The sequence below is a fragment of the Rhizobium album genome (genome assembly GCF_003122325.1).
Lineage (GTDB): Bacteria > Pseudomonadota > Alphaproteobacteria > Rhizobiales > Rhizobiaceae > Metarhizobium > Metarhizobium album.
Window position 1 is genome coordinate 1 of record NZ_QFBC01000022.1, and the last position, 26,855, is coordinate 26,855.

Here is a 26,855-nt window from a genome sequence, read left to right on the forward strand (position 1 = left end):
ACGATCCAACTCGCAGGCTGCTGGGCGCATCTGAGGCGCAAGTTTTACGACCTGCACATCACCGGGGTCTCGCAGGCCGCGACGGATACGGTCGTCGCCATGAGCGCGCTATGGAAGGTCGAGGATGGGGTCAAGCTCTACAATAAAATTCTGGACGATATAAAAGATTTCCAGGAGCTTGCTCTGGAACATAACAAAGGAAAGATCGAAGAGGCGCAAAAAACCCTCAATGAGATCGTATCGACGATCTTCATAGGCCACGTTGTCGAGTACATTCAATCCGCCGAAGCGTCGGACTCAGCGCTCAAGCTTTTCCCGGATGGTGGCAAGCTTACAATGGGTCACAAAGGCGGACATATGTCCGATCTGGAGTCTCAAGGCAGCGGCGCTCGACGGACGATGCTCTGGGCTACCCTGAAGCTTCTGAAAGACAGCGCCACGGATCAAAAGAAAGCGAACGTCCTTCTTATAGATGAGCCTGAACTGTGCCTGCATCCGAATGCGATCCGAGACGCGTGTAAAGTTCTTTACGATCTAGCCTCAAAAGAGGGATGGCAGGTGATGGTGACTACCCATTCGCCAGTCTTCATCGACTTATCCCGCGACAACACATCTGTTGTTCGCGTCGAGCGACAGGCCAAGGGCGAAATTGTAGGGACAACGTTGTATCGACCGGAAACGGCTCAGCTCAGTCCCGACGATAAGGCCAACCTGAAACTTCTGAATCTCTATGACCCCTACGTTGGTGAATTCTTTTTCGGCGGTCGGGTAATCCTGGTTGAGGGAGATACCGAATATTCGGCATTCCGTCTCATCATGGACGAGGACAAATCGTTCTCCGACATCCATGTCATCAGAGCCCGAGGTAAAGCAACAATCGCCTCGCTGGCAAAAATCCTGAACCAGTTCGGCGCGTCGTATTCAATTCTTCACGATACAGACAGGCCGACAACAAAAAGAACAAATAAAAAGACTGGCAAAGAAACAGAAATAGTCAACCCGGCGTGGACGACGAACGGGAACATCCTAGCGGCGGTTGAAAAGCAGCTTGTCGCCAAAACAGTTCGCCTCGTCGCTTCACGGATACACTTCGAAGCCGCATTCTTCGACACTGAACTCACCGGCGAAAAGCCCTACGCGGCCGTAAGATCGCTTCAGGGCGATCTCGACCGAAAGAAAACAGTGACCGAGCTGTTCAAAGCGTTGGTGGATCATAACTCCAAATTGCCGGACGGCTGCATTGAATGGTCAACGCTCGCTGAGTTGGAAAAGCTGGTTGAGACGGTCGGATGAGTTTCCCCCAACATCTCGGCTTCGTACTGGCTAGGCTTGTTGCTATCATCGCCTTGACGATTGCGTCACCGCTCTCAAAGCTAAAGCCAGGCATCTCGCTTTGCGAGATGAAGCGGACGGGCTAAAGCCCGGATTCATTCGTATACGAGCCGAACGGACTGCCAGACTCTTGCGGTCGCTGTCCGAACGGCGCGTATACACGAAGCGGTATCCGCCTAGTCGGCGGATGCTCTGGAGATGAGAACCCCACCATCAAAATGGCACCCATCCAGCCGATAGAGTTGCAGAGTCAATGAGTTGCTGATACCTTTTGTTTTAGGCCCGAAACCGTGAATACGGGAAAACAATGGGCTTCGTCGATGGCGAAAAGTGCGATATCCGCCTTGCCGATCAGCTCGCGGAAACCGTCGGTGACGATGCGCTCCGGCGTCACGTAGAGCAGATCGAGAGTGCCCGAAGAAATGGCATCGCGCACGGCGAAAAATTCGTCGCGCGACAGCGAGGAATTCAGCGCCGCGGCCCTGACACCCAGCTGCTTCAACGCCTCCACCTGATCGCGCATCAGGGCAATCAGCGGCGAAACGACGATACCCACACCCTTGCGGCACAAGGCCGGCACCTGGAAACACAAGGATTTGCCGGCACCAGTCGGAAACAGCACCACGGCATCGCGACCGGCGACCACATGCTCCACCACCTGCTGCTGCTTGCCGCGAAAGGCGGAATAGCCGTAGACCTGTTTCAGGACATCCAGCGGCTTGCCTTGCGCATTAAAGAGCGCGTCCGAAAACCGCGGTTCGGTTTTACTGGCCAGCCTTGTCATTGCGCCCCTTCCGCCATTGCATCGATCGCGTCATCGTTATCCTTCCGACGCCAGAAATCAAGTCCAAAACGTGAACAAATATCAACCAGCGCTTGAGCCGGCACTGCCCTTGACGCGGCCGGAGAGCACGCCAAAACCGTCGATGATGGCATCCTGGTTTTCCATGCGCAGGATCTCCTGCTGGATTTCCTGCAGCGCCCGCATCAGCGCATCGATGCCTTCGGCATCTTCCGCCTCGGCCGCCGCGGCGATCTCGCGCTCCAGCTCGATCTTCTGCCAGCGCAGCGCCTTGGCGCGCTTGTGCAGCGCCAAGGCCTGGCGGAACATATCGCCGGCATCCTCGTGGGCCGCCTGCTCCGTCGCGGTCCAGAGCCGGGCGTTGCGGATCTGCTGGTCGAGAAGTTTCAGGAGAGCGGCAAACCCCTGCTCCTCCAGCTTTTCGATCAAGAGTTCGCGGGAAAGCCGGGTGCCGGCCGCCGCCGTGGCGCTCAGCACCGCCGACCACAGGCGCTGCAGGTCGCGGTTGTCATAATCGATGGCGGCGATCTCGTCATATTCCTGCTGCAGCAGCTCGGGATGGTTGACGATGGTCAGCGCCAGCGCGCTTTCGCGCAATGTCGGCTGGTCGTGATGCCCCTTGACGAGGCCGGAGCGGATCAGCCGGTCGGAAATCGAGCCGGCGCCGGCGGCACGCGGCCCCTGCGGCGCAAAACGGTCGTTGCCGCCGCCGCGGCGGTCACGGTTGAAATCGCGCCGCCCGCCGCCCTGTTTCGCTTGCGGCTGGAAGAAACCGTTCAGCCGCTCGCGAATATCCTGCCCGTAGTGGCGGCGCACGCTTTCGTCGGCGATGACGGCAACGATCTGCCGCAGCCGCGCTTCGAGTTCGGCGCGCTTTTCCGGCGTGTCGAAACTGCCGCCGCCGGCCTCGCGGCTCCAGAGCATGTCGGCCAGCGGCTTGGCTTGCGCCATCACCCGGTCAAACGGCGCCCTGCCCTCGTGTTTGACGAGGTCGTCCGGGTCCTTGCCGTCGGGCAGCAGCGCAAACCGCACCGAGCGGCCGGGCTTGAGCTGCGGCAGCGCCAGGTCGACGGCGCGGTTGGCGGCGCGGATGCCCGCACCGTCGCCATCGAAGCACAGCACCGGTTCCGGCGTCATCTTCCAGAGCAGGTCGAGCTGGTTTTCGGTGAGCGCCGTGCCGAGCGGTGCAACGGCATTTTCGATACCCGCCTGATGCAGCGCGATCACATCCATATAACCTTCGACGGCGATGATCGTCTCGGCGCCGCCGGCGCCTTGCGCCGCGCGGCGGGCGCGGGTGAAATTGTAGAGCACGCTGCCCTTGTGGAACAGCTCTGTCTCGTTGGAGTTCAGGTATTTCGCCGGCGCATCCGGCGACATGGCACGGCCGCCGAAGGCGATCACCTTTTCCCGCGACGACAGGATGGGGAACATGATGCGGTCGCGGAACCGGTCGTAGGACACCGGCACGTTTTCGTGGACGACGAGGCCGCACGCCTCCATCTGCTCCTTCAGCACGCCCTTTGTCGCCAGGTGCTCCTTGAGCGCATTGCGGCTGTCCGGCGCAAAACCCAGCCGGAAGGTCTCGATGGTGCGTCCCGTCAGGCCGCGGTCGCGCAGATAGGCGCGGGCACGCGCACCGTTGGCGCTCTGCAACTGGTCCTGGAAAAATTGCGTCGCCATTTCCATGACGTCGAGCAGCGTGGCGCGTTCCTTCTCGCGCTTTTCCGCCTGCACGTCCGGCTGCGGCATGGGAATGCCGGCCATGTCGGCGATCTGCTGCACGGCTTCCGGAAAATTCAGGCCTTCGAGATCGGTCAGGAAGCGGAAATGGTCGCCGGAAACGCCGCAGCCGAAACAATGGTAGCGACCCTTGCGGTCTTCGCAGTGGAAGCTCGGCGATTTTTCGCCGTGGAACGGGCAGCAGGCCCAATAGTCGCCCCGCGAGACATTGGTCTTCTTGCGATCCCACGTGACACGCCGGCCGATAACGGCAGATATCGGCACGCGGTCGCGGATCTCTTCGAGGAAGGAGGGTGAAAAGCGCATCGTCCCGTTATAGGGCCATTGGCCCGCACCTGCCATAGGCTGGGCGGAGGAACGCCCGTAATTCACAAGCGCCATATTGGGCCCTGCGAAAGGCTTGCGTCAAAATCGCGCATGCCGATGCGGCGGTTCCGGGGGAAAGTTACAGATTTGTAATTTGTCAGGCCGGGCAACGAGCACTAAGCTTCCCATATCGATCGAGAGCAAACGGCCACGTGTTGAACCCGCCTTTCCGTGACCGCCATTGATCTCGACCCAGTTCCGGACGAGGACCCCCCACCCCCGCAATCCTCTCCGGTGCCTTTGCTGCTCTTGGTACAGCCTCCGCTGAACGTAACACAAAGAGCCGGGCAAAGCGCAGAAAGGCAGGAGCCTCGGCTCCTGCCTTTTCTGTTTTCAGCCTGGCCTTTTCTGTCTTCAGCCTGGAAGGCTGCTTATTTCAACAGATCCTTGACGATGCCCGATGCCTTGCCGAAATCCATCTGGCCGGCATAACGCTCCTTGAGGGCGGAAATCGTCTTGCCCATGTCGCGCAACCCTTGCGCTCCGGTATCGGCGATCGCCTGCGAGCAGGCCTGCCGCACCTCGTCGTCGGAAAGCTGGGTCGGCATGAAGGCCTTGATCACCTCGATTTCGGCGCGCTCCTGGGCAGCCAGCTCGGCGCGGGCGTTTTCATCGTAGATCTTGGCCGATTCCTCGCGCTGCTTGATCATCTTGGCGAGAATCTGCATGATCTCGTCGTCGGATACGGCATCCTTGCCGGCCGTCCGGTGGGCGATGTCGCGGTCCTTGATGGCCGCCTGGATCAGCCGCACGGTCGAGAGCCGGATGGTATCCTTCGCCTTCAGGGCGTCCTTCAAAGCGTTGGCGAGTTGGTCGCGCATGTTCTTGTCTCCTGCGGAAAGCGTTGCCGGGCGATGATCGACGGCTTTTTGACGCATTTCGGAAGGCTGTCATAACCAAAGGCGCGGCGGGCTTCAACGCCGATGCGGCGGCAACCGCCGCCCGGCCTTTAAATCCGCATAATTCGCGCCCAAGCGATTGACCCTTGGGTTCGCTTTGGCTATTGGTCGGCACCTGCACGAAAATCGACATCAGGGCCGTCAAACGCGATCTTTTCGCGCGCCCTTGTCTGCGACATATGTGGCCCGAAGGCGCCGATCTTTCAAGATCCGACCTTTCGCGTGGCCGGAAAGGACGAAGATGACCGCTACCGCCCCCTGGACGACAAGCAAGCCGACCGCCATGCTGGTGCTCGCCGATGGAACCGTGATCGAAGGCACCGGCATCGGCGCCACCGGCAAGGTGCAGGCGGAAGTCTGCTTCAACACGGCGCTGACCGGCTATGAAGAAATCCTCACCGATCCCTCCTATCTCGGCCAGATCGTCACCTTCACCTTCCCGCATATCGGCAATGTCGGCACCAACGAAGACGATATCGAAGACCTGACGCCCGCCGCCCGCCACGGCGCCGTCGGCGTCATCTTCAAGGCCGACATCACCGAGCCCTCGAACTACCGCGCCGTCAAACACCTCGACGCCTGGCTGAAGGCGCGCGGCATCATCGGCCTCTGCGGCATCGACACGCGGGCGCTGACCGCCTGGATCCGCGAGAACGGCATGCCCAATGCCGTCATCGCCCACGATCCCTCAGGCGTCTTCGACATCGAGGCGCTGAAGGCGGAAGCCAGGGCCTGGAGCGGGCTGGAAGGCCTCGACCTCGCCAAGGTAGCAAGCTCCGGCCAGTCGTCGCAGTGGACGGAAAAGCCGTGGGTCTGGAACGAAGGCCACGGCACGCTCGACGCGGCGGATGCGAAATACCACATCGTCGCCGTCGATTTCGGCGTGAAGCGCAACATTCTGCGGCTGTTCACCGGCCTTGACTGCAAGGTTACCGTCGTTCCGGCAAACACCGGCACTGAAGACATCCTAGCACTGAAGCCGGATGGCGTCTTCCTGTCGAACGGCCCGGGCGATCCGGCCGCCACCGGCGATTATGCCGTGCCGGTCATCCAGGACCTGATCAAGACCGAAATCCCGCTGTTCGGCATCTGCCTCGGCCACCAGATGCTCGGCCTCGCCGTCGGCGCCAAGACCTCGAAGATGCATCAAGGCCACCACGGCGCCAACCATCCGGTCAAGGATCACACGACGGGCAAGGTCGAGATCGTCTCGATGAACCACGGTTTTGCCGTCGATTCCGATTCGCTGCCGGAGGGTGTCGAGGAAACCCATATCTCGCTGTTCGACGGTTCGAATTGCGGCCTGCGCCTCGTCGGCAAGCCGGTCTTCTCGGTGCAGCACCACCCGGAAGCCTCGCCCGGCCCGCAGGACAGCCACTACCTCTTCCGCCGCTTCGTCAATCTGGTGCGCGAGAAGAAGGGCGAACCGGCGCTGGCCGAACGCTGATAGGTTTCACGATCGAGATTTTGCCATGGCCCGCTTTTCAGCGGGCCATTTCTTTTTGGCGCCGGACCAGCAGATAGAAGCGGCCGCAGAGCAGCACGGACGCGGCGCAGAGGCCGATGAGGAAGCCGATCCAGATGCCGATGCCGCCCATGCCGAACGGAAAGGCCAGGACCCAGGCGAGCAGGAAGCCGATCGGCCAGTAGGAGATCAGCGCCAGGATCATCGGCACGCGCGCATCCTTGAGGCCGCGCAAAAGGCCGCTGGCAATCGCCTGCAACCCGTCCATCAGCTGGAAGATGCCGGCAACGACGATGAACGGCCCGGCAAAACCCAGCACGGCGACAGCATCGGCCGAATCGACATCGATGAACCAGCTGCCGAAATAGGTCGGCCAGAAAAAGAGCAGCAGGCCGCAAAACACGGCAACCAGCGTCGCGATCGCCATGACCGTGATCGAGGCGCGGATCAGCCCGTCGAGATCGCCGCGCCCGTGGGCGATGCCGACCCGCACCGTCGCGGCCTGCGACAGGCCGAGCGGCACCATGAAGCTGATCGAGGCAAGCTGGAGGGCGATGCCGTGGGCTGCGAGTTGCAACGTGCCGATCTGCCCCATGAGCAGCGAGGCGACGGTGAACAGGCTGACTTCGGCCAGAACAGTGATGCCGATCGGCAGGCCGAGATGCACCACCTCGAAGAAGGCTTTCCAGTCCGGCCGCCAGAAGCGCACGAAGAGTTCGTATTTGCGCGTCTGCTCGATGCTCTCGACATAAGCGATGAGAAACAGCAGGCCGGCAAACTGCACGGCGACCGAAACGATGGCGGCACCCGTCATGCCGAGCGCCGGCAGGCCGAAATGGCCGAGCACCAGCGCATAGGCAAAGAGGGCGTTGAGCGCCAGCATGGCGATGGTCACCGACAGGATCACACTCGCCTTGCCGATGGCGCTGACCAGTGCCCGGAAGACATTATAGAGCAAGGCCGGCAGGATGCCGAACTCGGCGATCAGCACGTAATTGCCGGCAAGGGCTGCAACATCCGGCTTCTGGCCGAAGGCAAGCAGGATCGCCTCGGCATTCCAGAACAGCGGCTGCGCCAGCACCCAATAGACGATCGCCACCCACAGGCCCATGCGCAACGAGCGGCGCACCGAGGTCGCATCGCCGCGGCCATAGGCCTGCGCCACCATCGGCATGACGGCGATGGAAAAACCGGAACCGAAGATCAGCGCCGTGAACAGGAACTGGCCGGCCAGCACCATCGCCGCCAGCGTCTGCGCGCCAAGCTGGCCGAGGATCACCACGTCGGTGGTATGGATACCGAGCTGCGCCAGCTGGGCGCCGATCAGCGGCACGCCGAGCGTCAGCGTCGCGCGGATATGGCCGCGCCAGCTGTTGTCGCCGCTGTCGGCAACGGTCGTCGGAATTTCAATGGTCGTCGACATTTGATGTCTACCAGTCTTGTTCTTGAGTGTCGGCAAGCCGCGATTCGCCTCGGTCGGCCTTAGATGACACGGGCGCGATGCGCCAGTCACATTCCGTGGATTGCCCTTTATTTCATCAAATCATCACAAAACGTGATGAATCAATGAGCAGCAACCGGATTGCCCCCGGCACCTGCTGTGCCGCGCACCCGCCCGACGAAGGCGACCAGCGCGACGAACAGGAAAAACGAAGCCGCAGCATAAGGCATGCCGGCAAAAACGACGGGTGAAGACGGCGCGCTGAAAAAGCCAAACAGCTGGGTGAAGATCACCGGGCCGATGACCGTGGTGATGCTGTTGATGCTGGTCATGGCGCCCTGCAGTTCGCCTTGCGCCGAGGGTGGCACCTTGGCCGACGCGATGCTGCGCAGGACCGGATCGGCCACGCCTTCCAACGTGGTCAGCACGATCACCGCATAGACCATCCATCCCTGCCAGGCGATCGCGTAGCCCGCCAGCGCCAGACAGCTGAACGACAGGCCGATGACCGCAACGCGCCAGTCGCCGAACCGCGTCACGAGGCGCGGCAATATAAAGACCATCACCAGGGCGCCGCATATGCCGAAGACGCCGAGCGACAGGCCGATCTGCCCCTCGCTCCAGCCGTAACGATAGGCGGAGACGAACGGCCAGACGGACGGATAGACCGCATGCGCCAGCCAGTAGAGAAAGGCGACGAAGCCGATCCAGCCGATGCCGGGATAGTTGCGCATCTGCTGCAGCGCGCCGAGCGGATTGGCCCGCAACAGTTCGAACGGCCGCCGGTTGGCGGGCGCAAGCGTTTCCGGCAGCAGGAAATAGGCGACGGCAAAATTGGCGAAGGCGATCAGCGCCGCGCCATAAAACGGCACGCGAGGCCCGAATTCGCCGAGAACGCCGCCGAGCACCGGCCCGAGCACGAAACCCGAGCCGAAGGCGATGCCGATCAGCCCGAAATTCTTCGAGCGGTTTTCATCGGTGCTGACATCGGCGATGAAGGCGGAACAGGTGGCAAAACTGGCGCCGCTGATGCCGGCCAGCACCCGCCCGACAAACAGCATCCAGTAGCTGACGGCCAACGCACAGATGAGATTGTCGACGGCAAAGGTCAGCACCGAGGCAAGCAGCACCGGCCGCCGGCCAAAACGGTCGCTGAGATTGCCGATCAGCGGCGCAAACAGGAACTGCATGCCGGCATAGACGAGCAGCAACCAGCCGCCATCCACCGCCGCCTCGCTGACCGTGCCGCCGGTCAGTTCCTCCAGATAGGCCGGCAACACGGGGATGATGATGGCGATGCCGATAACGTCGAGAAACAGGATGACGAAGACGAGAAACAGCCCCCGGCGGGCCAAGGCTGGATCGATCATGGCTTCTCCTCCCAGTCCGCTGCACGCAAAAAATCAACCGGCGAAGCTGAATACAGCAGAAAGCAAACGGAAACAATACGTGAACATCTCAATGTTTTTGATCCGTGAATTGTGAAACTTTGATGGATCGCGGAACATTCAGGGATCAAACAACCGCATTGGCTGCCCGACGCTGTTCCGCCCGCAGGAAATCGATGAAGGCCCGCAAGGGCGGCGGCACATGGCGATGGCTGGAATAATAGAGGAACGGCCCGGAAAACGGCGGCAGCCAGTCTTCCAGCAAAGGCACCAGTGAGCCGTTTTCGAGGGCGGGACGCAGGAAGTCCTCGAAGGTCGTGACGATGCCGAGGCCGGCGACGGCCGCGCCGACCTGCAGCGCCATCGTGTTGCAGATAAAACGCGCCGTCGGCTGCAGCGTGATCACTTCGCCATCCCGTTCATATTCCCATTGCGGCATGGCACCGCTGCTGAAACGATGGACGACGCAGCGATGATCGAGAAGATCGCGCGGGTGCTCCGGCCGACCATGCGCCTCGATATAGGCCGGCGACGCCGCCGTGACGAACCGCTGCCGGCGCGGGCCGATCGGTACGGCGATCATGTCGCGCTCCAATCGCTCGTCATATCGCACGCCCGCATCGAAACCCTTGGCCAGCACATCGATAAAACTGTCGTCGGCGATCACCTCCAGCAGGATGCCGGGATGCAGCCTGAGGAAGCGGTTGACCGTATCGGACAGGAAGGTCATGGCGGCAATGGTCGGCACGTTCAGCCGCAGCCGCCCGGTCGGGCGATCGGCGACGTCGCTGATCGCATCCAGCGCGCCCTGGATATCGGTCATCGCAGGGCTCAGGCGCTCCAGCAGGCGTTCGCCGGCCTCCGTCGCCGTCACGCTGCGTGTCGTGCGGTTGAGCAGGCGTACGCCAAGCCGTTCTTCCAGCCGTCGCAGCGCTTCGCTGAGCGAAGACGGAGAAACGCCGCGCTTTCGCGCCGCTGCGCGAAAGCTGCGTTCGCCGGCAACAGCCACGAAAGCATCGAGATCGGCAAGCGGCAGGTCGGTCATTGTTCGAAATTCCAAACAAGCTGTATTGAAAGAAACGGATTATCGCACAGCATCTCGCGGCGTAAAACCCCTGCCGGAGCCGCTGCTTCCGAAGCGGCACAACAGGAGTAAGACGATGAAGATGCTTCCCCTTGGAAAGACCGGCACGCAGGTTTCGGCACTCGGTCTTGGCTGCATGGGCATGTCCGGCATGTACGGCCCTTCGGATCGCGCCGAAAGCATCGCGACGATCCACGCCGCGCTCGATGCCGGCGTCAACCTGCTCGACACCGGCGATTTCTACGGCATGGGCCACAACGAGATGCTGATCGGCGAAGCGCTGAAAGGCCGGCGGCGCGAGGAAACGCTGATCAGCGTCAAGTTCGGCGCGCTGCGCGATCCCTCCGCCGCCTGGATCGGCTTCGACGGCCGGCCGGCCGCCGTCAAGACCTTCCTCTCCTATACGCTGCAGCGCCTGGGCGTCGACTACATCGATATCTACCGCCCGGCGCGGCTCGATCCGAACGTGCCGATCGAGGACACGGTCGGCGCCATCGCCGACATGGTCAAGGCCGGTTATGTCCGCCATATCGGCCTGTCCGAAGTCGGCGCCGATACCATCCGCCGCGCCGCCGCCGTGCATCCGATCTCAGACCTGCAGATCGAATATTCGCTGATCTCGCGGGGCCTGGAAGATCGCATCCTGCCCGCCTGCCGCGAACTCGGCATCTCGATCACCGCCTACGGCGTCCTGTCACGTGGCCTGATCAGCGGCCACTGGCAGAAGGGTGCCGTCCAGCAGGGCGATTTCCGCGCCGTCAGCCCGCGTTTTCAGGAGGGCAACGTCGAGAAGAACCTCGCGCTCGTTGACGCGCTGCGCGCCATTGCCGAGGCAAGAGGCGTCAGCGTCGCCCAGATCGCCATCGCCTGGGTGGCGGCCCAGGGCGACGACATCATCCCGCTGGTCGGCGCCCGTCGCCGCGACCGGCTGGACGAGGCGCTGGGCGCACTCGACGTGCATCTGACGGCAGAAGATCTGGCGAGGATCGAAGCGGCCGTGCCGAAGGATGCCGCTGCCGGCGGCCGCTATGCGCAAGCGCAAATGGCACATCTCGACAGCGAGAAGTGAGGAGCGTTCGGCACCTGCACTCGCCACCATGCCGGTTGCGGCTGCCCTCATCCGCCTGCCGGCACCTTCTCCCCGCAAGCGGGGAGAAGGGAATATGCCGCACCCTTCTGCCACACTCGACGCTTTGTGAGGCAAGTCCCCTCTCCCGGCCTGCGGGAGTGGGTTAGGGTGACGGCCAGCTGCGACCGGTATGGCAGCGAGGGCCACAAAAACTCGCCTCAGACATCCCCCGCGAACGTATTGCAGGACTTCATGTCGCCGCTCTGGAAACCGCGCTTGAACCATTTGACCCGTTGGGCGGAGGTGCCGTGGTTAAAACTGTCGGGCACGACGTAACCCTGGCTGCGCTTCTGCAGCGTATCGTCGCCGATCTGCTGGGCGGCATTCAGCGCCTCTTCCAGATCGCCCGCTTCGAGAATGCCCTTCTGCTGGGTGAACTTGCCCCAGACGCCGGCAAAACAATCGGCCTGCAGCTCGACGCGCACCGACATCTTGTTGGCCTCGACCTCCGACATCGTCTGGCGCATCTGGTTGAACTTCGGCAGCACGCCGATCAGGTTCTGCACGTGATGGCCGACTTCGTGGGCGATGACGTAAGCCTCGGCAAAATCGCCGGATGCGCCGAACTGGCGGTCGAGCTGCTGGAAGAAGTCGGTGTCGAGATAGACCTTGCGGTCACCGGGGCAATAGAAGGGTCCCGTTGCCGCCGATGCAAAGCCGCAGGCGGAATTGGTCTGGCCGCTGAAAAGCACAAGTTTCGGCTGCTCGTAGCTCTCGCCGCTCGCCTTGAAGATGCCGGTCCAGGTGTCTTCCGTCTCGGCGAGCACGGTGCGGACGAAGGCGGTCATCTCGTCGTTCTGCGGCGTGGAACGCTGCTGGGTGTTTTCCGTCTGGAAGTTGCTGCCGCCGCCGTCGTCTAGCAGTGTCATCGGATTGATGCCGAGGAACCAGCAGACGACGAGGATGAGCGCGATCGATCCGATGCCGAGCCCGCCGCCCGAACGGCCGCCGATGGGAATGCGCATGCCGCCGCGTCCGAACGGGTTGCCACCCGGAGAGCCGGGAGCCGACGTGCGCCGGTCCTCGATATTGTCCGACTGGCGGCGGCCTTTCCATTCCATGGTCCTAAACTCCCGTTATTGTCTCCCGGATGTTAAGCAAAGAACGAGCGAAACTTCAAATGCGTTCCTTCAGCTCTTGTTTAATAAAGCCATTCCTGCGGTGGAGGTGGAAACAGGTTCCCGCACACGCAGATTGCACAAGAAGCAAACGCTGGAGATCGTCACCGACGCGATCCCGATGCCGGCGATGACGTCCACCAGATAGTGACTGGCATGGGAAACCGCCGAAACCGCCATCATCGTGTTGAGGACGAGGAACGGATAACGAAGGAGGCGGATATCCCACATCGCCCAGGCGCAGAGGAGCGCGACGGCGGCATGAACCGAAGGAAAGGTCACGATCCCCATCATCCGCGCAAAGGAAAAGACGAAATCCGGATCGCTGCGGACAGCATGGAACTGCTCGAGAAAAGCAAACCCGAAATAGACATTGATATGGTCAAGCGATTGCGGCGCAACCCCATAAACGCTGTAGGCGCCGAGCGCCGGATACCAGACGGAAATCAGGCTCGACACAAAGCATATCAGACCATAGCCCAGCACCATCGCGTAGCAGCGGGTGTAACGGCCGAAGGCGGCCAGCAGAACAGGGATACCAAGCAGTTGCAGCGCAAAGCTCTGGTAGGCCTGGGCAAGGCCTTCCGCCAGAAGGGGAAACGCATCGACGAAACGGATGAAGCCGCGCCAGTCGAAGCCGAGCGCCGCATCCATGCGCACCAGCCGCTCGTCCGCTAGCGGAAAGTTCGCGCCCATCGCGAGATAGGTGCACAGGCCGACGGGCACGGTCAACAGCAGGCCGCACAGGATGCATTCGAGCGCCACGCGCATCGGCTCCATGCGGCGAAACGCGCTATAGGCGATCGCCGCGCCGAAAACGGGAACGAGAATCGCGCAGAACTTGAGGATCGAGGCATAATCCACGGCAATTCCCACGGCGCGCGCCAGAGTAAAAACGAGGCCATAGGCAAGCAGGGTCATGGAGAAGAGCAACAGGCGTGGCTGTACGGATGTCATGCGCACCTCAACGGATCCATCGTGATCCTTGCGCCATAAGACAGGCCAACCGGTAAAAAAACGGCAAAACCGCCCGCTCTCTTCCGGAAAATGCGCAGGAACCGGCGACATCTCGCCAAGAAACGTCACGGCAGGCCACCGGGCGGGAAAAATCGCGATCTCGGCCGCCGCTGACCGTGATCTCCAATCCCGCCTCTTGTTGAGGAAACTGCATTTATGGGGTTCCGTTCTCCCCGACATTTGCCTATAAGCCGCTTCTAGCCTTTAAAGATGTTAAACGCGCGACCCGGCCGGTGATCCCAACACCGAGGCCGGTTTTTCGCGCACGCGAATGAATGGATGACACGATGCCGAAGCGCCAAGATATCAAATCGATCCTTATCATCGGCGCCGGGCCGATCGTTATCGGCCAGGCATGCGAGTTCGACTATTCCGGCACCCAGGCGTGCAAGGCGCTGAAGGAGGAAGGCTATCGCGTCATCCTCGTCAACTCCAACCCGGCGACGATCATGACCGATCCGGGACTGGCCGACGCCACCTATGTCGAGCCGATCACCCCGGAAGTCGTCGCCAAGATCATCGCCAAGGAGCGGCCGGACGCGCTGCTGCCGACCATGGGCGGCCAGACGGCGCTGAACACCGCCCTGTCGCTGAAGCGCATGGGCGTGCTGGAGCGTTACAATGTCGAGATGATCGGCGCCAAGCCGGCCGCCATCGACATGGCCGAAGACCGCGCCCTGTTCCGCGAGGCCATGGCCCGCATCGGGCTGGAAACGCCGCGCTCGATGCTGGCGAACGCCACCGATATCAAGGACGCCGACCGCAAGACCCACGAAGCGGAACGCGCCAAGCTGAAGGCGCAGCTTTCCGGCGCCGAGCTGGACAAGGCGCTGGACGCGCTCGAAAACCAGTGGAACCTCGGCGAGACCGACCGCAAGCAGCGCTACATGAGCCATGCCATGGCGGTCGGCGCGCAGGCGCTCGACGTGATCGGCCTGCCGGCGATCATTCGCCCGTCCTTCACGCTCGGCGGCACCGGCGGCGGCATCGCCTACAACCGCTCGGAATTCTTCGAGATCGTCAACAGCGGCCTCGACGCCTCGCCGACCACGGAAGTGCTGATCGAAGAATCGGTGCTCGGCTGGAAGGAATATGAAATGGAGGTCGTCCGCGACAAGGCGGACAATTGCATCATCATCTGCTCGATCGAAAACATCGATCCGATGGGCGTCCATACCGGCGATTCGATCACCGTCGCGCCGGCCCTGACGCTGACGGACAAGGAATACCAGATCATGCGCAACGCCTCGATCGCGGTGCTGCGCGAGATCGGCGTCGAGACCGGCGGCTCGAACGTGCAGTTCGCCGTCAACCCGGCGAACGGCCGTCTCGTCGTCATCGAGATGAACCCGCGCGTCTCGCGCTCTTCGGCGCTGGCGTCCAAGGCCACCGGCTTCCCGATCGCCAAGGTCGCCGCCAAGCTCGCCATCGGCTACACGCTCGACGAGCTGGAAAACGACATCACCGGCGGCGCCACGCCCGCCTCCTTCGAGCCGTCCATCGATTACGTCGTCACCAAGATCCCGCGCTTCGCCTTCGAAAAGTTCCCGGGCGCCTCGCCGGTCCTGACCACGGCGATGAAGTCGGTCGGCGAAGTCATGGCGATCGGCCGCACCTTCGCGGAATCGCTGCAGAAGGCGCTGCGCGGCCTCGAAACCGGCCTCACCGGCCTCGATGAAATCGAGATCCCCGGCCTGGAGCAAGGCAGCGACAACCGCAACGCCATCCGCGCCGCCATCGGCACCCCGACGCCGGACCGCCTGCGCATGGTCGCCCAGGCGCTGCGCATGGGCATGAGCGAAGCCGAAGTCCACGAGGGCTGCAAGATCGACCCGTGGTTCATCGCCCAATTCAAAGCGATCGTCGACATGGAAGCGCGCATCCGCGAGCACGGCCTGCCGCAGGATGCCGACAACCTGCGCATGCTGAAGGCCATGGGTTTTTCCGACGCCCGCCTCGCCAGTCTGACGGCCAAGCGCCCGAAGGAAGTCGCCGAACTGCGCAATCGGCTGAACGTCCGCCCGGTCTTCAAGCGCATCGACACCTGCGCCGCCGAATTCGCCTCGCCGACCGCCTATATGTATTCGACCTACGAGACGCCGTTCGTCGGCGCCGCCCGTTCGGAAGCTGAGGTTTCCGACCGCAAGAAGGTCGTCATCCTCGGCGGCGGCCCGAACCGCATCGGCCAGGGCATCGAATTCGATTATTGCTGCTGCCATGCCGCCTTCGCGCTGAAGGATGCCGGCTATGAAGCGATTATGATCAACTGCAACCCGGAAACCGTCTCGACCGACTACGACACCTCCGACCGCCTCTATTTCGAACCGCTGACGGCCGAAGACGTGATCGAGATCATGCGTGCCGAACAGGAGAAGGGCGAACTGGTCGGCGTCATCGTGCAGTTCGGCGGCCAGACGCCGCTGAAGCTGGCCGAAGCGCTGGAAAAGAACGGCATCCCGATCCTCGGCACCGCGCCCGACGCCATCGACCTCGCCGAAGACCGCGACCGCTTCCAGAAACTGCTGATGAAGCTCGACCTCGCCCAGCCGAACAACGGCATCGCCTATTCGGTGGAGCAGGCCCGCCTCGTCGCCGGCGAAATCGGCTTCCCGCTGGTGGTGCGCCCGTCCTACGTGCTCGGCGGCCGGGCGATGCAGATCATCCATTCGGAAAGCCAGCTGCAGAGCTACCTGCTCGACACCGTTCCGGGCCTCGTGCCGGAAGATATCAAGCAGCGCTACCCGAACGACAAGACCGGCCAGATCAACACCTTGCTCGGCAAGAACCCGCTGCTGTTCGACAGCTACCTGAGCAACGCCATCGAGGTGGACGTCGACGCGCTGTGCGACGGCAAGGACGTTTTCGTCTCGGGCATCATGGAGCACATTGAAGAAGCCGGCATCCATTCCGGCGACTCGGCCTGCTCGCTGCCGGTGCGGTCGCTCTCCAAGGAGATCGTCGACGAACTGGAACGCCAGACGACGGCGCTTGCCAAGGCGCTCAACGTCGGCGGCCTGATGAACGTGCAGTACGCCATCAAGGACGGCGTCATCTACGTGCTGGAAGTCAATCCGCGCGCCTCGCGCACCGTGCCTTTCGTCGCCAAGACCATCGGCGCGCCGATCGCCAAGATCGCCGCCCGCGTCATGGCCGGCGAAACGCTCGACCAGGCGATTTCCGCCTACGGCGAAAAGCCCGATCCGCGGGCGCTGAAACACATCGCCGTCAAGGAAGCCGTCTTCCCCTTCGCCCGCTTCCCGGGCGTCGATATCCTGCTCGGGCCGGAAATGCGCTCGACCGGCGAAGTCATCGGCCTCGACACCGATTTTGCCCTGGCATTCGCCAAGTCGCAGCTCGGTGCCGGCGTCGAACTGCCGCGTGAAGGTACGGTGTTTGTCTCGGTGCGCGACGAGGACAAGGAACGGGTACTGCCGGCAATCCGCCTGCTTACCGAAATCGGCTTCAAGGTTCTGGCGACCGGCGGCACGGCGCGCTTCCTTGCCGAACAGGGCATTGCCGCCACCAAGGTCAACAAGGTGCTGGAAGGCCGGCCGCACATCGAGGACGCCATCCGCAACCGCCAGGTCCAGCTGGTGATCAACACCACGGACGGCACCAAGGCGATTTCCGACTCCAAGTCGTTGCGCCGCGCCACGCTGATGCAGAAGGTGCCGTATTACACGACGATGGCCGGCGCCGAGGCTGCCGCCCAGGCGATCAAGGCCCTGAAGGCCGGCAACCTGGAAGTTCGCCCGCTGCAGAGCTACTTCTGAGCCGGCACGACACCACCATCATGCCAGCGGCGCCCACGGGCGCCGCTTCTTTTTTGCGCTCATGCTTCGTCCAGCAGGCTGGCGACGAAAAGCGCGCCCAGGGTGGCGACAAGCATGAAATCGAACAGTCCGAAATACTGTATGATACTCATGACCTACTCCTCCTCAGGTCAAAACCGGGAAGTGCGCCAAGAGTTCCGGAAAATTTAGCCGGCCATCGATTTTTCCTGCGAGGAGGCAAGCCCCCTCATCAGATCGCCGACCACCGCGAGATCGGCGACAAAGCGCCGGTTCTCGTCCTGGCTTTTCCGGGCATCCGGAATCCGCAGCAGATAGGACGGATGCACCGTGACGAACAGCAAACGGTTCGTGTCCAGTGTCATCGCCCTTCCCCTGACATCTCCCAGCTTTTCCCTGCCGTCGGTCAGCGCCGCATAAGCCGTCGCTCCCAGCGCGACCACCAGCTTCGGCCTGATCAGGTCGATCTCCCGGGCCAGCCACCAGCGGCACTGCTGCACCTCGCCCATGTTCGGCTTCTGGTGGATGCGGCGCTTGCCGCGCGGCTCGTATTTGAAATGCTTGACGGCGTTGGTGACGTAGAGCCGGCGCCGGTCGAGGCCTGCCTCGGTTATGGCCGCATCGAACACCTTGCCCGCCGGACCGATGAACGGACGCCCGGCAAGATCCTCCTGGTCGCCCGGCTGCTCGCCGACAAACATCACCGCGGCATTCTCCGGCCCCTCCCCGAAGACCGTCTGCGTCGCCTTGCAATGCAGCGGGCAGCGCGTGCAGCCTCTGGCCTCCGTGCGCAAAGCCTCCAAGGTGCCAGCCGGCGGCAAGGGCTCGATGGGAGCAGCCCGCGCCGCCGCCTGCAGCCGGTCGTGAAAGGCAAGCGGTTCGCTCGCCTGCCGTTTGGCCATGGCAAGCACCCGGGCCTCGGCATCGGCGATCAGACCGGGAATGAGGCTGGCTTCCGGCAGGTTCTTCCAGTATTTTTTCGGCATCTCGGCCTGCATCGCCTTCACCTTCAGCCGTGCCGGGTTGAAGATGTTGGCGTAATAGGTCCGCCAAAGTTCATCGGCATCGTCGCTGATCTCAGGCTTTACTGCCGGCTCGTCGGACAGCGTCAGGCGATCGCCGTCCCAGGCGGCCGTGCCCCGCGGCGTGGCGATGACCCAATCCATGTCGTTGAAACGGCGCTGGAAGAAAGGCGCCGTGCGGGCGACGATATGATGGTCCGGTTCGAACCAGGCAACGAAGCTGCGCCGTGCCGCCGCCGGCAAGGCGATTTCGCGAAACCGCACGAAGGCCGTCATCTTGTGGCTGTCGCGGCGAACCGATTTTTCCATCAGCCGCGCCCGGGCAACCTCCTCATCCGCCCGTACCTGCAGCAACTCCCGCTCCCGCGCCAACCGCCAGAGCAGCCGGTAAAGAAGGTCGAAACGGCCCGGATCGGAATGGCAGACGACGGCCGTCGCCAGATCGATGAAGGCCGCCGGCACAGGGATCGCATTTCCTTCCGCCGGCGGCGGCAGCGGCGTTTCTTCCGATCCGAACAGCCCTGCCTCCATCGACGCGTCCTGCCAGTCGATGGCCTGCGGTTCGATGCCGGCGATCAGGAACGCCCGCGCCCGGTGTCGCCACTCGGCGAAATCTCCCCTGCCCTTCAGTACGGCACGATGGATCATAACAACGACAATTGCTGCGGTTTCGGTTCGAACAGGCTGCGCAGGTCGGCGCGCTCGGCAAGCCGGCGCGGCGACCAGCCCTCGGCCGTGACGAACGGCTGCACCTTGCGGATCGAAACACCAAGACGTTTCACATCCTCCAACCGCAAGCGGCGGTGAATCCGGCTCGACAGGATCGATTTTACCGCCTTTGTGCCAAGCCCCGGCACCCGCAGTAGCATCTCGCGGTCGGCCCGGTTGATGTCGACGGGAAAGTGCTGGCGGTTGGCCAGAGCCCAGGCGAGTTTCGGGTCGAGATCGAGGTCGAGCATGCCGCCCGGTCGGCCTTCGACAATTTCCGGCACGCTGAAACCATAAAAACGATACAGCCAGTCCGCCTGGTACAGCCGATGCTCGCGCATCAGCGGCGGCTTGATCAGCGGCAGGTTCTTCGATGAATCCGGGATCGGGCTGAAGGCGGAATAATAGACCCGTTTCAGATCGTAGCTGCCATAGAGCCTGGCGCTGGTGCCGAGAATGGCGGCATCGTCTGCCCCATCGGCACCGACGATCATCTGCGTGCTTTGGCCGGCCGGAACGAAACGCTTGCGTTTCTTCGTCTGCAGCGTCGGCTCGCCGGCCGCCTCGATCTTGAGGCGCAGCTCGCCCATCGAGCGGCGGATATTGGCGGGGCGCTTTTCCGGCGCGAACCGCGTGATGCCTGTATCCGTCGGCAGCTCGATATTGATCGACAACCGGTCGGCATACAGCCCCGCCTCCTCGATCAGCTGCGGCGACGCTTCTGGAATCGTCTTCAAATGGATATAGCCGCGGAAATTATGGACCGTGCGCAACTCCCGCGCCACGCGCACCATCTGCTCCATCGTGTGATCGGAGGAGCGGATGATGCCCGAGGAGAGAAACAGCCCCTCGATATAGTTGCGCCGATAGAACTCCAGCGTCAGCCAGACGACTTCCTCCACCGAAAACCGGGCCCGCTCGACATTGCTGGACGAACGGTTGATGCAATAGGCGCAGTCATAGATGCAGAAGTTGGTGAGCAGGATTTTCAGAAGCGAGATGCACCGGCCATCCGGGGCATAGGCATGGCAGATGCCCGCCCCTTCCGTCGAACCCAACCCGCCCGATTTGGACGAATCCCGCTTGGCCGTGCCGCTGGAGGCGCACGATGCATCGTATTTTGCGGCATCCGACAGGACCGCCAGGCGTTCTTTCAGCGACTTCTTCATTGATATGTTCACTATATGTTCTTTAAACCGTAGTCAATATCCGCCAGATCTCGACCGAAACAAGACGACACCAAACGAATATCTGAGCCGGCTCGCTCGTGTTTGACTTGAGGTCGTTGCCGATTGTCGAACTTCCTGTACGATCGAGCGGCCAGAGGCAAACCATGAGGCCGGTTACCGATATGCAACGACTGCCTTCGTCCCCTTTAATCCGGTTGGCAGCCTTGGTGTTTGCCTGGCTGCTGCTATCATTTGGGATGGCGCAGGCTGAAAAACGGGTGGCATTGGTCATCGGCAATTCGAACTACAATCAAGTCGCCCGCCTTCCCAATCCCGCAAATGATTCCCGCGCCATGGCCGATGCGCTTGCCAGGCTCGATTTTACCGTGACGCTACAACAAGACCTCGGCAAGTCTGCCATGGAACAGACCCTTGCCGACTTCAGCGACGCGGTCCGCGATGCCGATCTGGCGGTGGTGTATTATGCCGGCCACGGCATGGAAATGAACGGCAAGAACTACCTGATACCCACCGATGCCAGGTTGAAATCCGACAACCGCGTCCAGTTCGAAACCGTCTCCCTCGACCATGTGATGCTGGCGATCGAGGGCGCCAAGGCGCTGAAACTGGTGCTTCTGGACGCCTGTCGCGACAATCCCTTCGCCAACAGCATGAAACCGACAAAAGCCACCCGCTCGATCAGCCGGGGCTTGGCGAAGGTGGAGACCAATCCGGGGGTACTGGTGAGTTACGCCGCTGCCGCAGGCACGACTGCGCTCGACGGTGATGGCAAGCATAGCCCCTATACGGAAGCGTTGCTGGCCCATATCGAACAACCTGGCCTCGAGCTTAGCCTGCTGTTCCGCAAGGTAGCCGACGCGGTGCAGGCCAAGACGGACGGACGGCAGACGCCATTCGAATATGGCCGGTTACCCGGCGTGAGCATTTATCTGAAGGAACCGGTCGCGGTCGTGGAAAAACCGGCCGTCGCGCCGGTGACAATCATCAATGACCCCTGCCGCGATGCGGCCCAACATTGGGCCGCCATCGAAAACCAGAACAATTCGGCGCTTTTTGAAGACCATCTGCGTCAGTTTGGTTCGTGCGCCTTCGCGGCAATCGCGCAAGCACGTCTGGATACGCTTCGCCAACCGAAAACCGAACCCGTCGCCGAGACACAGACACAAAAGCCGGTCGACACACAGCAGATAGAAATCGCGGCACTGGACCCGAAGGTGGACGTACCTACCATTTCGACACCCGATAACGACACCGCAAACGCGGCCGTTGCTGATGAAAAGCCAACACAGGACAAACCGGCCGAAGACATGGTCGCCCTCACGCGCGGCTTGCAGGAGGAGTTGCGCCGCGTCGGCTGCGCCTTTGGCAAGGCGGATGGCATCTGGGGTCCGCAATCGCAAAAAGCACTGGAGCGCTTTGGTCGGGAAACAAAAAAATCGATCGATACAGGGACGCCCTCCCAGGAATCGCTCGACCTTCTCAAATCGACCACCGGCAAGGTTTGTGCGCCGGTCTGTAGCGTCCGCGAGGAACTGCGCGATGGTGTCTGCGTCGCCAAAACCTGTGCTGCCGGCCAAGTCCTTTCGAAGAAAGGACAATGTGTGGAAACGAAATCAAAGCCGACGCAGACAACCAAGCGACGAGTGGTGCGCGAGGATGCGGAAGTGTCGCAGGCGCGCCGGCGCCCTGTCGTCGTTGAAGAAGAGGTCCGTCCCGTTCGTCGTCACCGCGAAACTCCGAGCTTCAACGGTTCGCGTGACAACTGCATGACGGCCTTCATGTGCGACAATTGACCCCAATCGGAAAGGGTCCGGAAACCGGCCTCCCGGCAGGACTTGCCGTGCGCGTCCGCAACAAGACGGCGAATTTTCTGGAAATCATGACAAGCGATCTGCTATAAGGGCGCCAATACGGATGATTGCACGGTTCCGAAGTCCCCTTCGGAACCTGTTTCTTTTTGTGTCGCCGGGTAGGCGACATGAGGTTCGAAGGACAGCGAAATGGTTGATAAGGTACCGATGACGCAAGGTGGGTTCGTCAAGCTGCAGGAAGAACTGCGCTGGCGTCAGCAGGAAGAGCGCCCGCGAATCATCGAGGCAATCGCAGAAGCCCGCGCCCATGGCGACCTCTCCGAAAATGCCGAGTACCATGCCGCCAAGGAAGCCCAGAGCCACAACGAAGGCCGCGTCGGCGAACTGGAAGACCTGATCGCCCGCGCCGAGGTCATCGATCTCAGCAAGATGTCCGGTTCGACCATCAAGTTCGGCGCCACCGTCAAGCTGGTCGACGAAGACACGGAAGAGAATAAGACCTACCAGATCGTCGGCGACCAGGAAGCCGATGTGAAGGCCGGCCGCATCTCCATTTCCTCGCCGATCGCCCGCGCCCTGATCGGCAAGGAAGTCGGCGATTCGATCGAAGTGAACGCCCCCGGCGGCTCCAAGGCCTATGAGATCCTTGCCATCTCCTGGGGCTGAGCATGTCGCGCAAAAGTGTGCAGCGGTTTTGCGATAACGACATGCGCAAGCTCGAAGGCTGAACGCGACAGGAGCGGCGCGTGACCGATATCCGTGGCATCGAGGTCATCGCGCCGAACTTCAAGCGGCGCCTGTCCGGCGTGACGTCGACGATCATCCAGCTGGTGCCGGTGCAGGTCGCGCTCGGCCAGAAGATCGCAACGCTGGGGCCGGGCCTGCCGGCCTCTTTGCCGCATATCGGTTTTGCCGATCTTTTCCGGCTCTGGACGCGGCCGCCCGGCCGCGCCCGCCGCATCTGGCATGCCCGGCGCAACATCGAAATGCTGCCGGCCCTGTTCTTGCGCGATGTCCTGCGCATGCCGCTGAAGATCGTCTTCACCTCCGCCTCGCAGCGCCGCCACACCGGCTGGACGAAATTCCTCATCGGCCGCATGGACGCCGTGATCGCCACAAGTGCGAAGACGGCGGCCTATCTGACGGTGGAGAGCACCACCATCCTGCACGGCATCGATACCAACCGCTTTTCGCCGCCCGCCGACAGGGCGGCGGCCAAGGCCGCGCTCGGCCTCGACGCGACGAAAAATATCGCCGGCTGCTTCGGCCGCGTGCGCCGCCAGAAGGGCACGGATCTCTTCGTCGACACGATGATCGCCCTCCTGCCCGAACGCCCGGATTGGATCGCGGTGATCGCCGGACGCGCCACCGCCCAGCATGTCGCCTTCGAGAACGACTTGAAGGACCGCGTGAAAAAGGCCGGCCTTGCCGACCGTATCCTCTTCGTCGGCGAGCACACGAATATCAACGCCTGGTACCGCGCGCTGGACCTGTTCATCGCGCCGCAGCGCTGGGAAGGGTTCGGCCTGACGCCGCTGGAGGCCATGGCCTCGGCCGTGCCCGTCATCGCCACCGACGTCGGCGCCTTCGGTGAACTGGTGGTGCAGGGCGAACGGGAGACCGGCACGATCATCGCCGCCGACGCTCTTTCAGCGATGCGCGATGCAACGGCGATCTTCATGGACGACGACCGCCGCCGCCTGGAGGCCGGAGCCCACGGCCGGGATCACGCCTGCCGCAATTTCAGCATCGCGGGCGAGGCGACCGCCATCGGACAGGTTTACGAACGGCTGCTTTCGGCGCGGTAACGGCTTCGGCTGGGGCGCAATTGCAGCCAATCGGGCGATCCCCCACCCGAGGGTGACAAAAGAAGGCTGTTTGCAGCCCGTCACCTGCCCGACTCGCTCAGATCTCCACAAGCCCGATCTTCTTGACCTGGCGGATCGTCAGCATGGTGCGGACCGTGTCGACATGTTCGTTGGCCGTCAGCACCTCGATGACGAAATCCTGGAACTGGGTCAGGTTCTCGGCCACACAATGCAGCAGGAAATCGCTGTCGCCGGAGACCATCCAGGCCTGACGCACCAGCGGCCAGCCGGCGGTCGCGGCGGCGAAGGCTTTCAGGTTGGCTTCCGACTGGTGCCTGAGGCCGACCATGCAGAAGGCGACGAGATCGAAGCCGAGCTTCGGCGCGTTGAGCATGGCATGGTAGCCCTCGATGACCCCCGCCTCCTCCAGTTTTCGCACCCGGCGGAGACAGGGAGGGGCCGAGATGCCGACGCGGTCGGCCAATTCGACATTGGTCATCCGCCCATCCCGCTGCAATTCCCGCAATATCTTGATATCGATGGCGTCGAGTTCTGCGCGCAGCACGGAAAAACCTTTCTCAGCATTCGCTGCCCTTCTACCGCAAGACACGAAATACGCAAGAATGTGTCTTTCGGGAGACTGAATATTACTGCCATGCCAATTGCTCTGTTGTTAACGCAGGGCTGCCCTTGAATATTTGCATGGAGCAATCATAAATGGGTCCCCATATAGGGGCGTCCCAACGCCCGCACAGGCGCGCCTCCTCCTCTCGCGCCCGACGTCTTTTGAAAGGAATGCGCATGCAAGCCCGTCATACCAAGGTGCTGATCATCGGCTCCGGTCCTGCCGGTTATACCGCAGCGATCTATGCCGCGCGCGCAATGCTCAAGCCCGTCCTGATCGCCGGCATGGAACAGGGCGGCCAGCTGATGATCACCACCGACGTCGAAAACTATCCCGGTTATGCCGAGCCCGTGCAAGGCCCGTGGATGATGGAGCAGATGCTCAAGCAGGCCGTGCATGTCGGTGCCGAAATCGTCAACGACCTCGTCACCCATGTCGACCTGTCGCGCCGCCCCTTCACGCTGCAGACCGATTCCGGCACGGTATGGACGACCGAGACGCTGATCATCGCCACCGGCGCCAAGGCCAAGTGGCTCGGTATTGAAAGCGAGCAGCATTTCCAGGGCTTTGGCGTCTCCGCCTGCGCCACCTGCGACGGCTTCTTCTATCGCAACCGCGATGTCATCGTCGTCGGCGGTGGCAATTCCGCCGTCGAGGAGGCGCTGTACCTCTCCAACATCGCCCGCTCGGTGACGGTCGTGCACCGCCGTGACAGCTTCCGCGCCGAAAAGATCCTGCAGGAGCGGCTGTTCGCCAAGGAAAACGTCAAGATTCTCTGGAACACCGAGGTGGCCGAGATCACCGGCACGCCGGCCAAGCCGCCGATGCCGCCCTCCGTCAGCGGCGCCAGACTGCGTGACGTGCGCAGCGGCACGGTGACCGACACACCGATCGACGGCGTCTTCGTCGCCATCGGCCATGCGCCGGCAACCGAACTATTCAAGGATCAGCTGCGCCTGAAATCCAACGGCTATCTCTGGACGGCGCCGGACTCCACCGCCACCGATATTGCCGGCGTGTTCGCCGCCGGCGACGTCACCGACGACACGTTCCGCCAGGCGATCACCGCCGCCGGCATGGGCTGCATGGCCGCACTGGAAGCCGAACGCTATCTCGCCGGTGTCGGCACAGTCGCAATCGCAGCGGAGTAATAAAAAGAATGAGGGGAACAGGCATGCCGCTGGACTGGGACAAGCTGCGCATTTTCCATGCTGCAGCGGAAGCCGGCTCGTTCACCCATGCGGCCGACAAGCTGCATCTGTCGCAGTCGGCCATCAGCCGGCAGGTCAGCGCGCTGGAGCAGGATGTCGGCGTCAAGCTGTTCCACCGCCATGCACGCGGCCTGATCCTCACCGAACAGGGCGAGTTGCTGTACCGCACCGCCCATGAGGTGCTGCTGAAGCTCGAAACGGTGAAGATGCAGCTCACCGAAACCACGGAAAAGCCGAGCGGCCGTCTGCGCGTCACGACGACCGTCGGCCTCGGCCAGGGCTGGCTCACCGACAAGATCCAGGAATTCCTGCAGCTGTATCCCGACGTGCAGATCCAGCTGATCCTCGACAACGAGGAGCTGGACGTCAACATGCGGCACGCCGATTGCGCCATCCGCCTGCGCCAGCCACAGCAATCGGATCTGATCCAGCGCAAGCTGTTCACCGTGCACATGCACGTCTACGCCGCCCCCTCCTATCTCAATCGCTACGGCGAGCCGCAGACGGTGGAGGATCTCGACAACCACCGGATCATCTCGTTCGGGGAACCGGCGCCCAACTATCTGATGGACGTCAACTGGCTGGAAATCGCCGGCCGCTCCTCCGACAACAAGCGTAGCCCGCACCTGCAGATCAACAGCCAGACCTCGATCAAGCGCGCCTGCCTGTTGGGAATCGGCCTCGCCTGCCTGCCGGATTACATCGTCGGCCGCGATCCGGGCCTCATCCAGCTGGCCATCAATGCCGACGTTCCGTCCTTCGATACCTATTTCTGCTATCCGGACGAGATGAAAAATGCCGCGAAGCTGAAAGCCTTCCGCGATTTCATCGTCGCCAAGGCACGCAACTGGAGCTTCTGATGCGCCGCTTTCTTGTGCAGCGCGCTCTTTAGTTTTCTATAAATT

19 protein-coding genes and 1 pseudogene are annotated in these 26,855 nt (G+C 62.2%); 9 read left to right on the plus strand and 11 right to left on the minus strand.

All coding sequences use genetic code 11. The annotated features are described in order from the left end of the window. The coding region (locus DEM27_RS29710) for an ATP-dependent nuclease (RefSeq protein WP_109461880.1) at positions 1-1,293 on the plus strand (1,293 nt) is incomplete at its 5' end. 343 nt (positions 1,294-1,636) lie between these two features. On the opposite strand, the pseudogene DEM27_RS29715 reads toward DEM27_RS29710, so the two are convergent. From DEM27_RS29715 to DEM27_RS29725, 3 genes and pseudogenes are all read right to left on the minus strand, one after another. Beyond that, positions 1,637-2,116: pseudogene (locus DEM27_RS29715) on the minus strand (DEAD/DEAH box helicase); the annotation flags it as partial. Between the two features lie 81 nt (positions 2,117-2,197). Further along, complete coding sequence (dnaG, locus tag DEM27_RS29720) at positions 2,198-4,183, minus strand: DNA primase (RefSeq protein WP_109461882.1); 1,986 nt, start codon at positions 4,181-4,183, stop codon at positions 2,198-2,200. Positions 4,184-4,614: 431 nt separating this feature from the next. Continuing rightward, positions 4,615-5,064: a GatB/YqeY domain-containing protein gene (locus DEM27_RS29725; protein WP_109461883.1), complete on the minus strand. Its 450-nt coding sequence runs from the start codon at positions 5,062-5,064 to the stop codon at positions 4,615-4,617. Positions 5,065-5,383: 319 nt separating this feature from the next. On the opposite strand from DEM27_RS29725, the gene carA reads away from it, so the two are divergent. Then, positions 5,384-6,589: a glutamine-hydrolyzing carbamoyl-phosphate synthase small subunit gene (gene carA, locus DEM27_RS29730; RefSeq protein WP_109461884.1), complete on the plus strand. Its 1,206-nt coding sequence runs from the start codon at positions 5,384-5,386 to the stop codon at positions 6,587-6,589. Between the two features lie 37 nt (positions 6,590-6,626). Here carA and DEM27_RS29735 read toward each other — a convergent pair whose 3' ends face one another. From DEM27_RS29735 to DEM27_RS29745, 3 genes are all read right to left on the minus strand, one after another. Beyond that, a complete protein-coding gene (locus DEM27_RS29735) occupies positions 6,627-8,030 on the minus strand; it encodes an MATE family efflux transporter (protein ID WP_109461885.1) in 1,404 nt (467 codons plus the stop codon). Positions 8,031-8,170: 140 nt separating this feature from the next. Continuing rightward, positions 8,171-9,418, minus strand: a complete 1,248-nt coding sequence (locus tag DEM27_RS29740; protein WP_109461886.1) for a TCR/Tet family MFS transporter — start codon at positions 9,416-9,418, stop codon at positions 8,171-8,173. Positions 9,419-9,563: 145 nt separating this feature from the next. Continuing rightward, entirely contained in the window at positions 9,564-10,481 is a 918-nt protein-coding gene (locus DEM27_RS29745; protein WP_109461887.1) for a LysR family transcriptional regulator, read from the minus strand. Positions 10,482-10,596: 115 nt separating this feature from the next. Here DEM27_RS29745 and DEM27_RS29750 point away from each other — a divergent pair, with 115 nt between their 5' ends. Then, a complete protein-coding gene (locus DEM27_RS29750; protein ID WP_109461888.1) occupies positions 10,597-11,589 on the plus strand; it encodes an aldo/keto reductase in 993 nt (330 codons plus the stop codon). A gap of 218 nt (positions 11,590-11,807) precedes the next feature. Here DEM27_RS29750 and ypfJ read toward each other — a convergent pair whose 3' ends face one another. Next, positions 11,808-12,710, minus strand: a complete 903-nt coding sequence (gene ypfJ, locus DEM27_RS29755; protein WP_109461889.1) for a KPN_02809 family neutral zinc metallopeptidase — start codon at positions 12,708-12,710, stop codon at positions 11,808-11,810. Between the two features lie 69 nt (positions 12,711-12,779). Beyond that, on the minus strand, positions 12,780-13,853 hold the full coding sequence (locus DEM27_RS29760) for a phosphatase PAP2 family protein (protein ID WP_165823675.1): 1,074 nt from the start codon (positions 13,851-13,853) through the stop codon (positions 12,780-12,782). A 218-nt stretch (positions 13,854-14,071) separates the two neighbouring features. Between DEM27_RS29760 and carB the strand changes: the two genes are divergently transcribed. Then, complete coding sequence (gene carB, locus DEM27_RS29765; RefSeq protein WP_109461938.1) at positions 14,072-17,557, plus strand: carbamoyl-phosphate synthase large subunit; 3,486 nt, start codon at positions 14,072-14,074, stop codon at positions 17,555-17,557. Between the two features lie 206 nt (positions 17,558-17,763). On the opposite strand, the gene DEM27_RS29770 is transcribed toward carB, so the two are convergent. Together DEM27_RS29770 and DEM27_RS29775 are read right to left on the minus strand one after the other, a co-directional pair. Next, positions 17,764-19,242 (minus strand): UdgX family uracil-DNA binding protein, encoded by a 1,479-nt coding sequence (locus DEM27_RS29770; RefSeq protein ID WP_109461939.1) that lies wholly within the window; start codon positions 19,240-19,242, stop codon positions 17,764-17,766. Next, entirely contained in the window at positions 19,242-20,474 is a 1,233-nt protein-coding gene (locus DEM27_RS29775; RefSeq protein ID WP_109461891.1) for a putative DNA modification/repair radical SAM protein, read from the minus strand. The genes DEM27_RS29770 and DEM27_RS29775 overlap by 1 nt, the downstream gene beginning before the upstream one ends. A 227-nt stretch (positions 20,475-20,701) precedes the next feature. Between DEM27_RS29775 and DEM27_RS29780 the strand changes: the two genes are divergently transcribed. The 3 genes from DEM27_RS29780 to DEM27_RS29790 all read left to right on the plus strand — a co-directional run bounded on the left by DEM27_RS29780 (position 20,702) and on the right by DEM27_RS29790 (position 24,114). After that, the gene (locus DEM27_RS29780; protein ID WP_165823677.1) at positions 20,702-22,288 is read left to right on the plus strand and encodes a caspase family protein; all 1,587 of its coding nucleotides are present in this window, start codon (positions 20,702-20,704) and stop codon (positions 22,286-22,288) included. Positions 22,289-22,495: 207 nt separating this feature from the next. Then, on the plus strand, positions 22,496-22,972 hold the full coding sequence (gene greA / locus DEM27_RS29785) for a transcription elongation factor GreA (RefSeq protein WP_109461893.1): 477 nt from the start codon (positions 22,496-22,498) through the stop codon (positions 22,970-22,972). Between the two features lie 80 nt (positions 22,973-23,052). After that, entirely contained in the window at positions 23,053-24,114 is a 1,062-nt protein-coding gene (locus DEM27_RS29790) for a glycosyltransferase family 4 protein (RefSeq protein WP_109461894.1), read from the plus strand. A gap of 97 nt (positions 24,115-24,211) precedes the next feature. On the opposite strand, the gene DEM27_RS29795 is transcribed toward DEM27_RS29790, so the two are convergent. Then, on the minus strand, positions 24,212-24,679 hold the full coding sequence (locus DEM27_RS29795) for an Lrp/AsnC family transcriptional regulator (RefSeq protein ID WP_109461895.1): 468 nt from the start codon (positions 24,677-24,679) through the stop codon (positions 24,212-24,214). A 236-nt stretch (positions 24,680-24,915) separates the two neighbouring features. Between DEM27_RS29795 and trxB the strand changes: the two genes are divergently transcribed. Then, the gene (trxB, locus tag DEM27_RS29800) at positions 24,916-25,890 is read left to right on the plus strand and encodes a thioredoxin-disulfide reductase (protein ID WP_109461940.1); all 975 of its coding nucleotides are present in this window, start codon (positions 24,916-24,918) and stop codon (positions 25,888-25,890) included. A 23-nt stretch (positions 25,891-25,913) separates the two neighbouring features. Then, positions 25,914-26,810, plus strand: a complete 897-nt coding sequence (locus tag DEM27_RS29805) for a LysR family transcriptional regulator VtlR (RefSeq protein WP_109461896.1) — start codon at positions 25,914-25,916, stop codon at positions 26,808-26,810. The last annotated feature ends 45 nt before the right edge of the window (positions 26,811-26,855 follow it).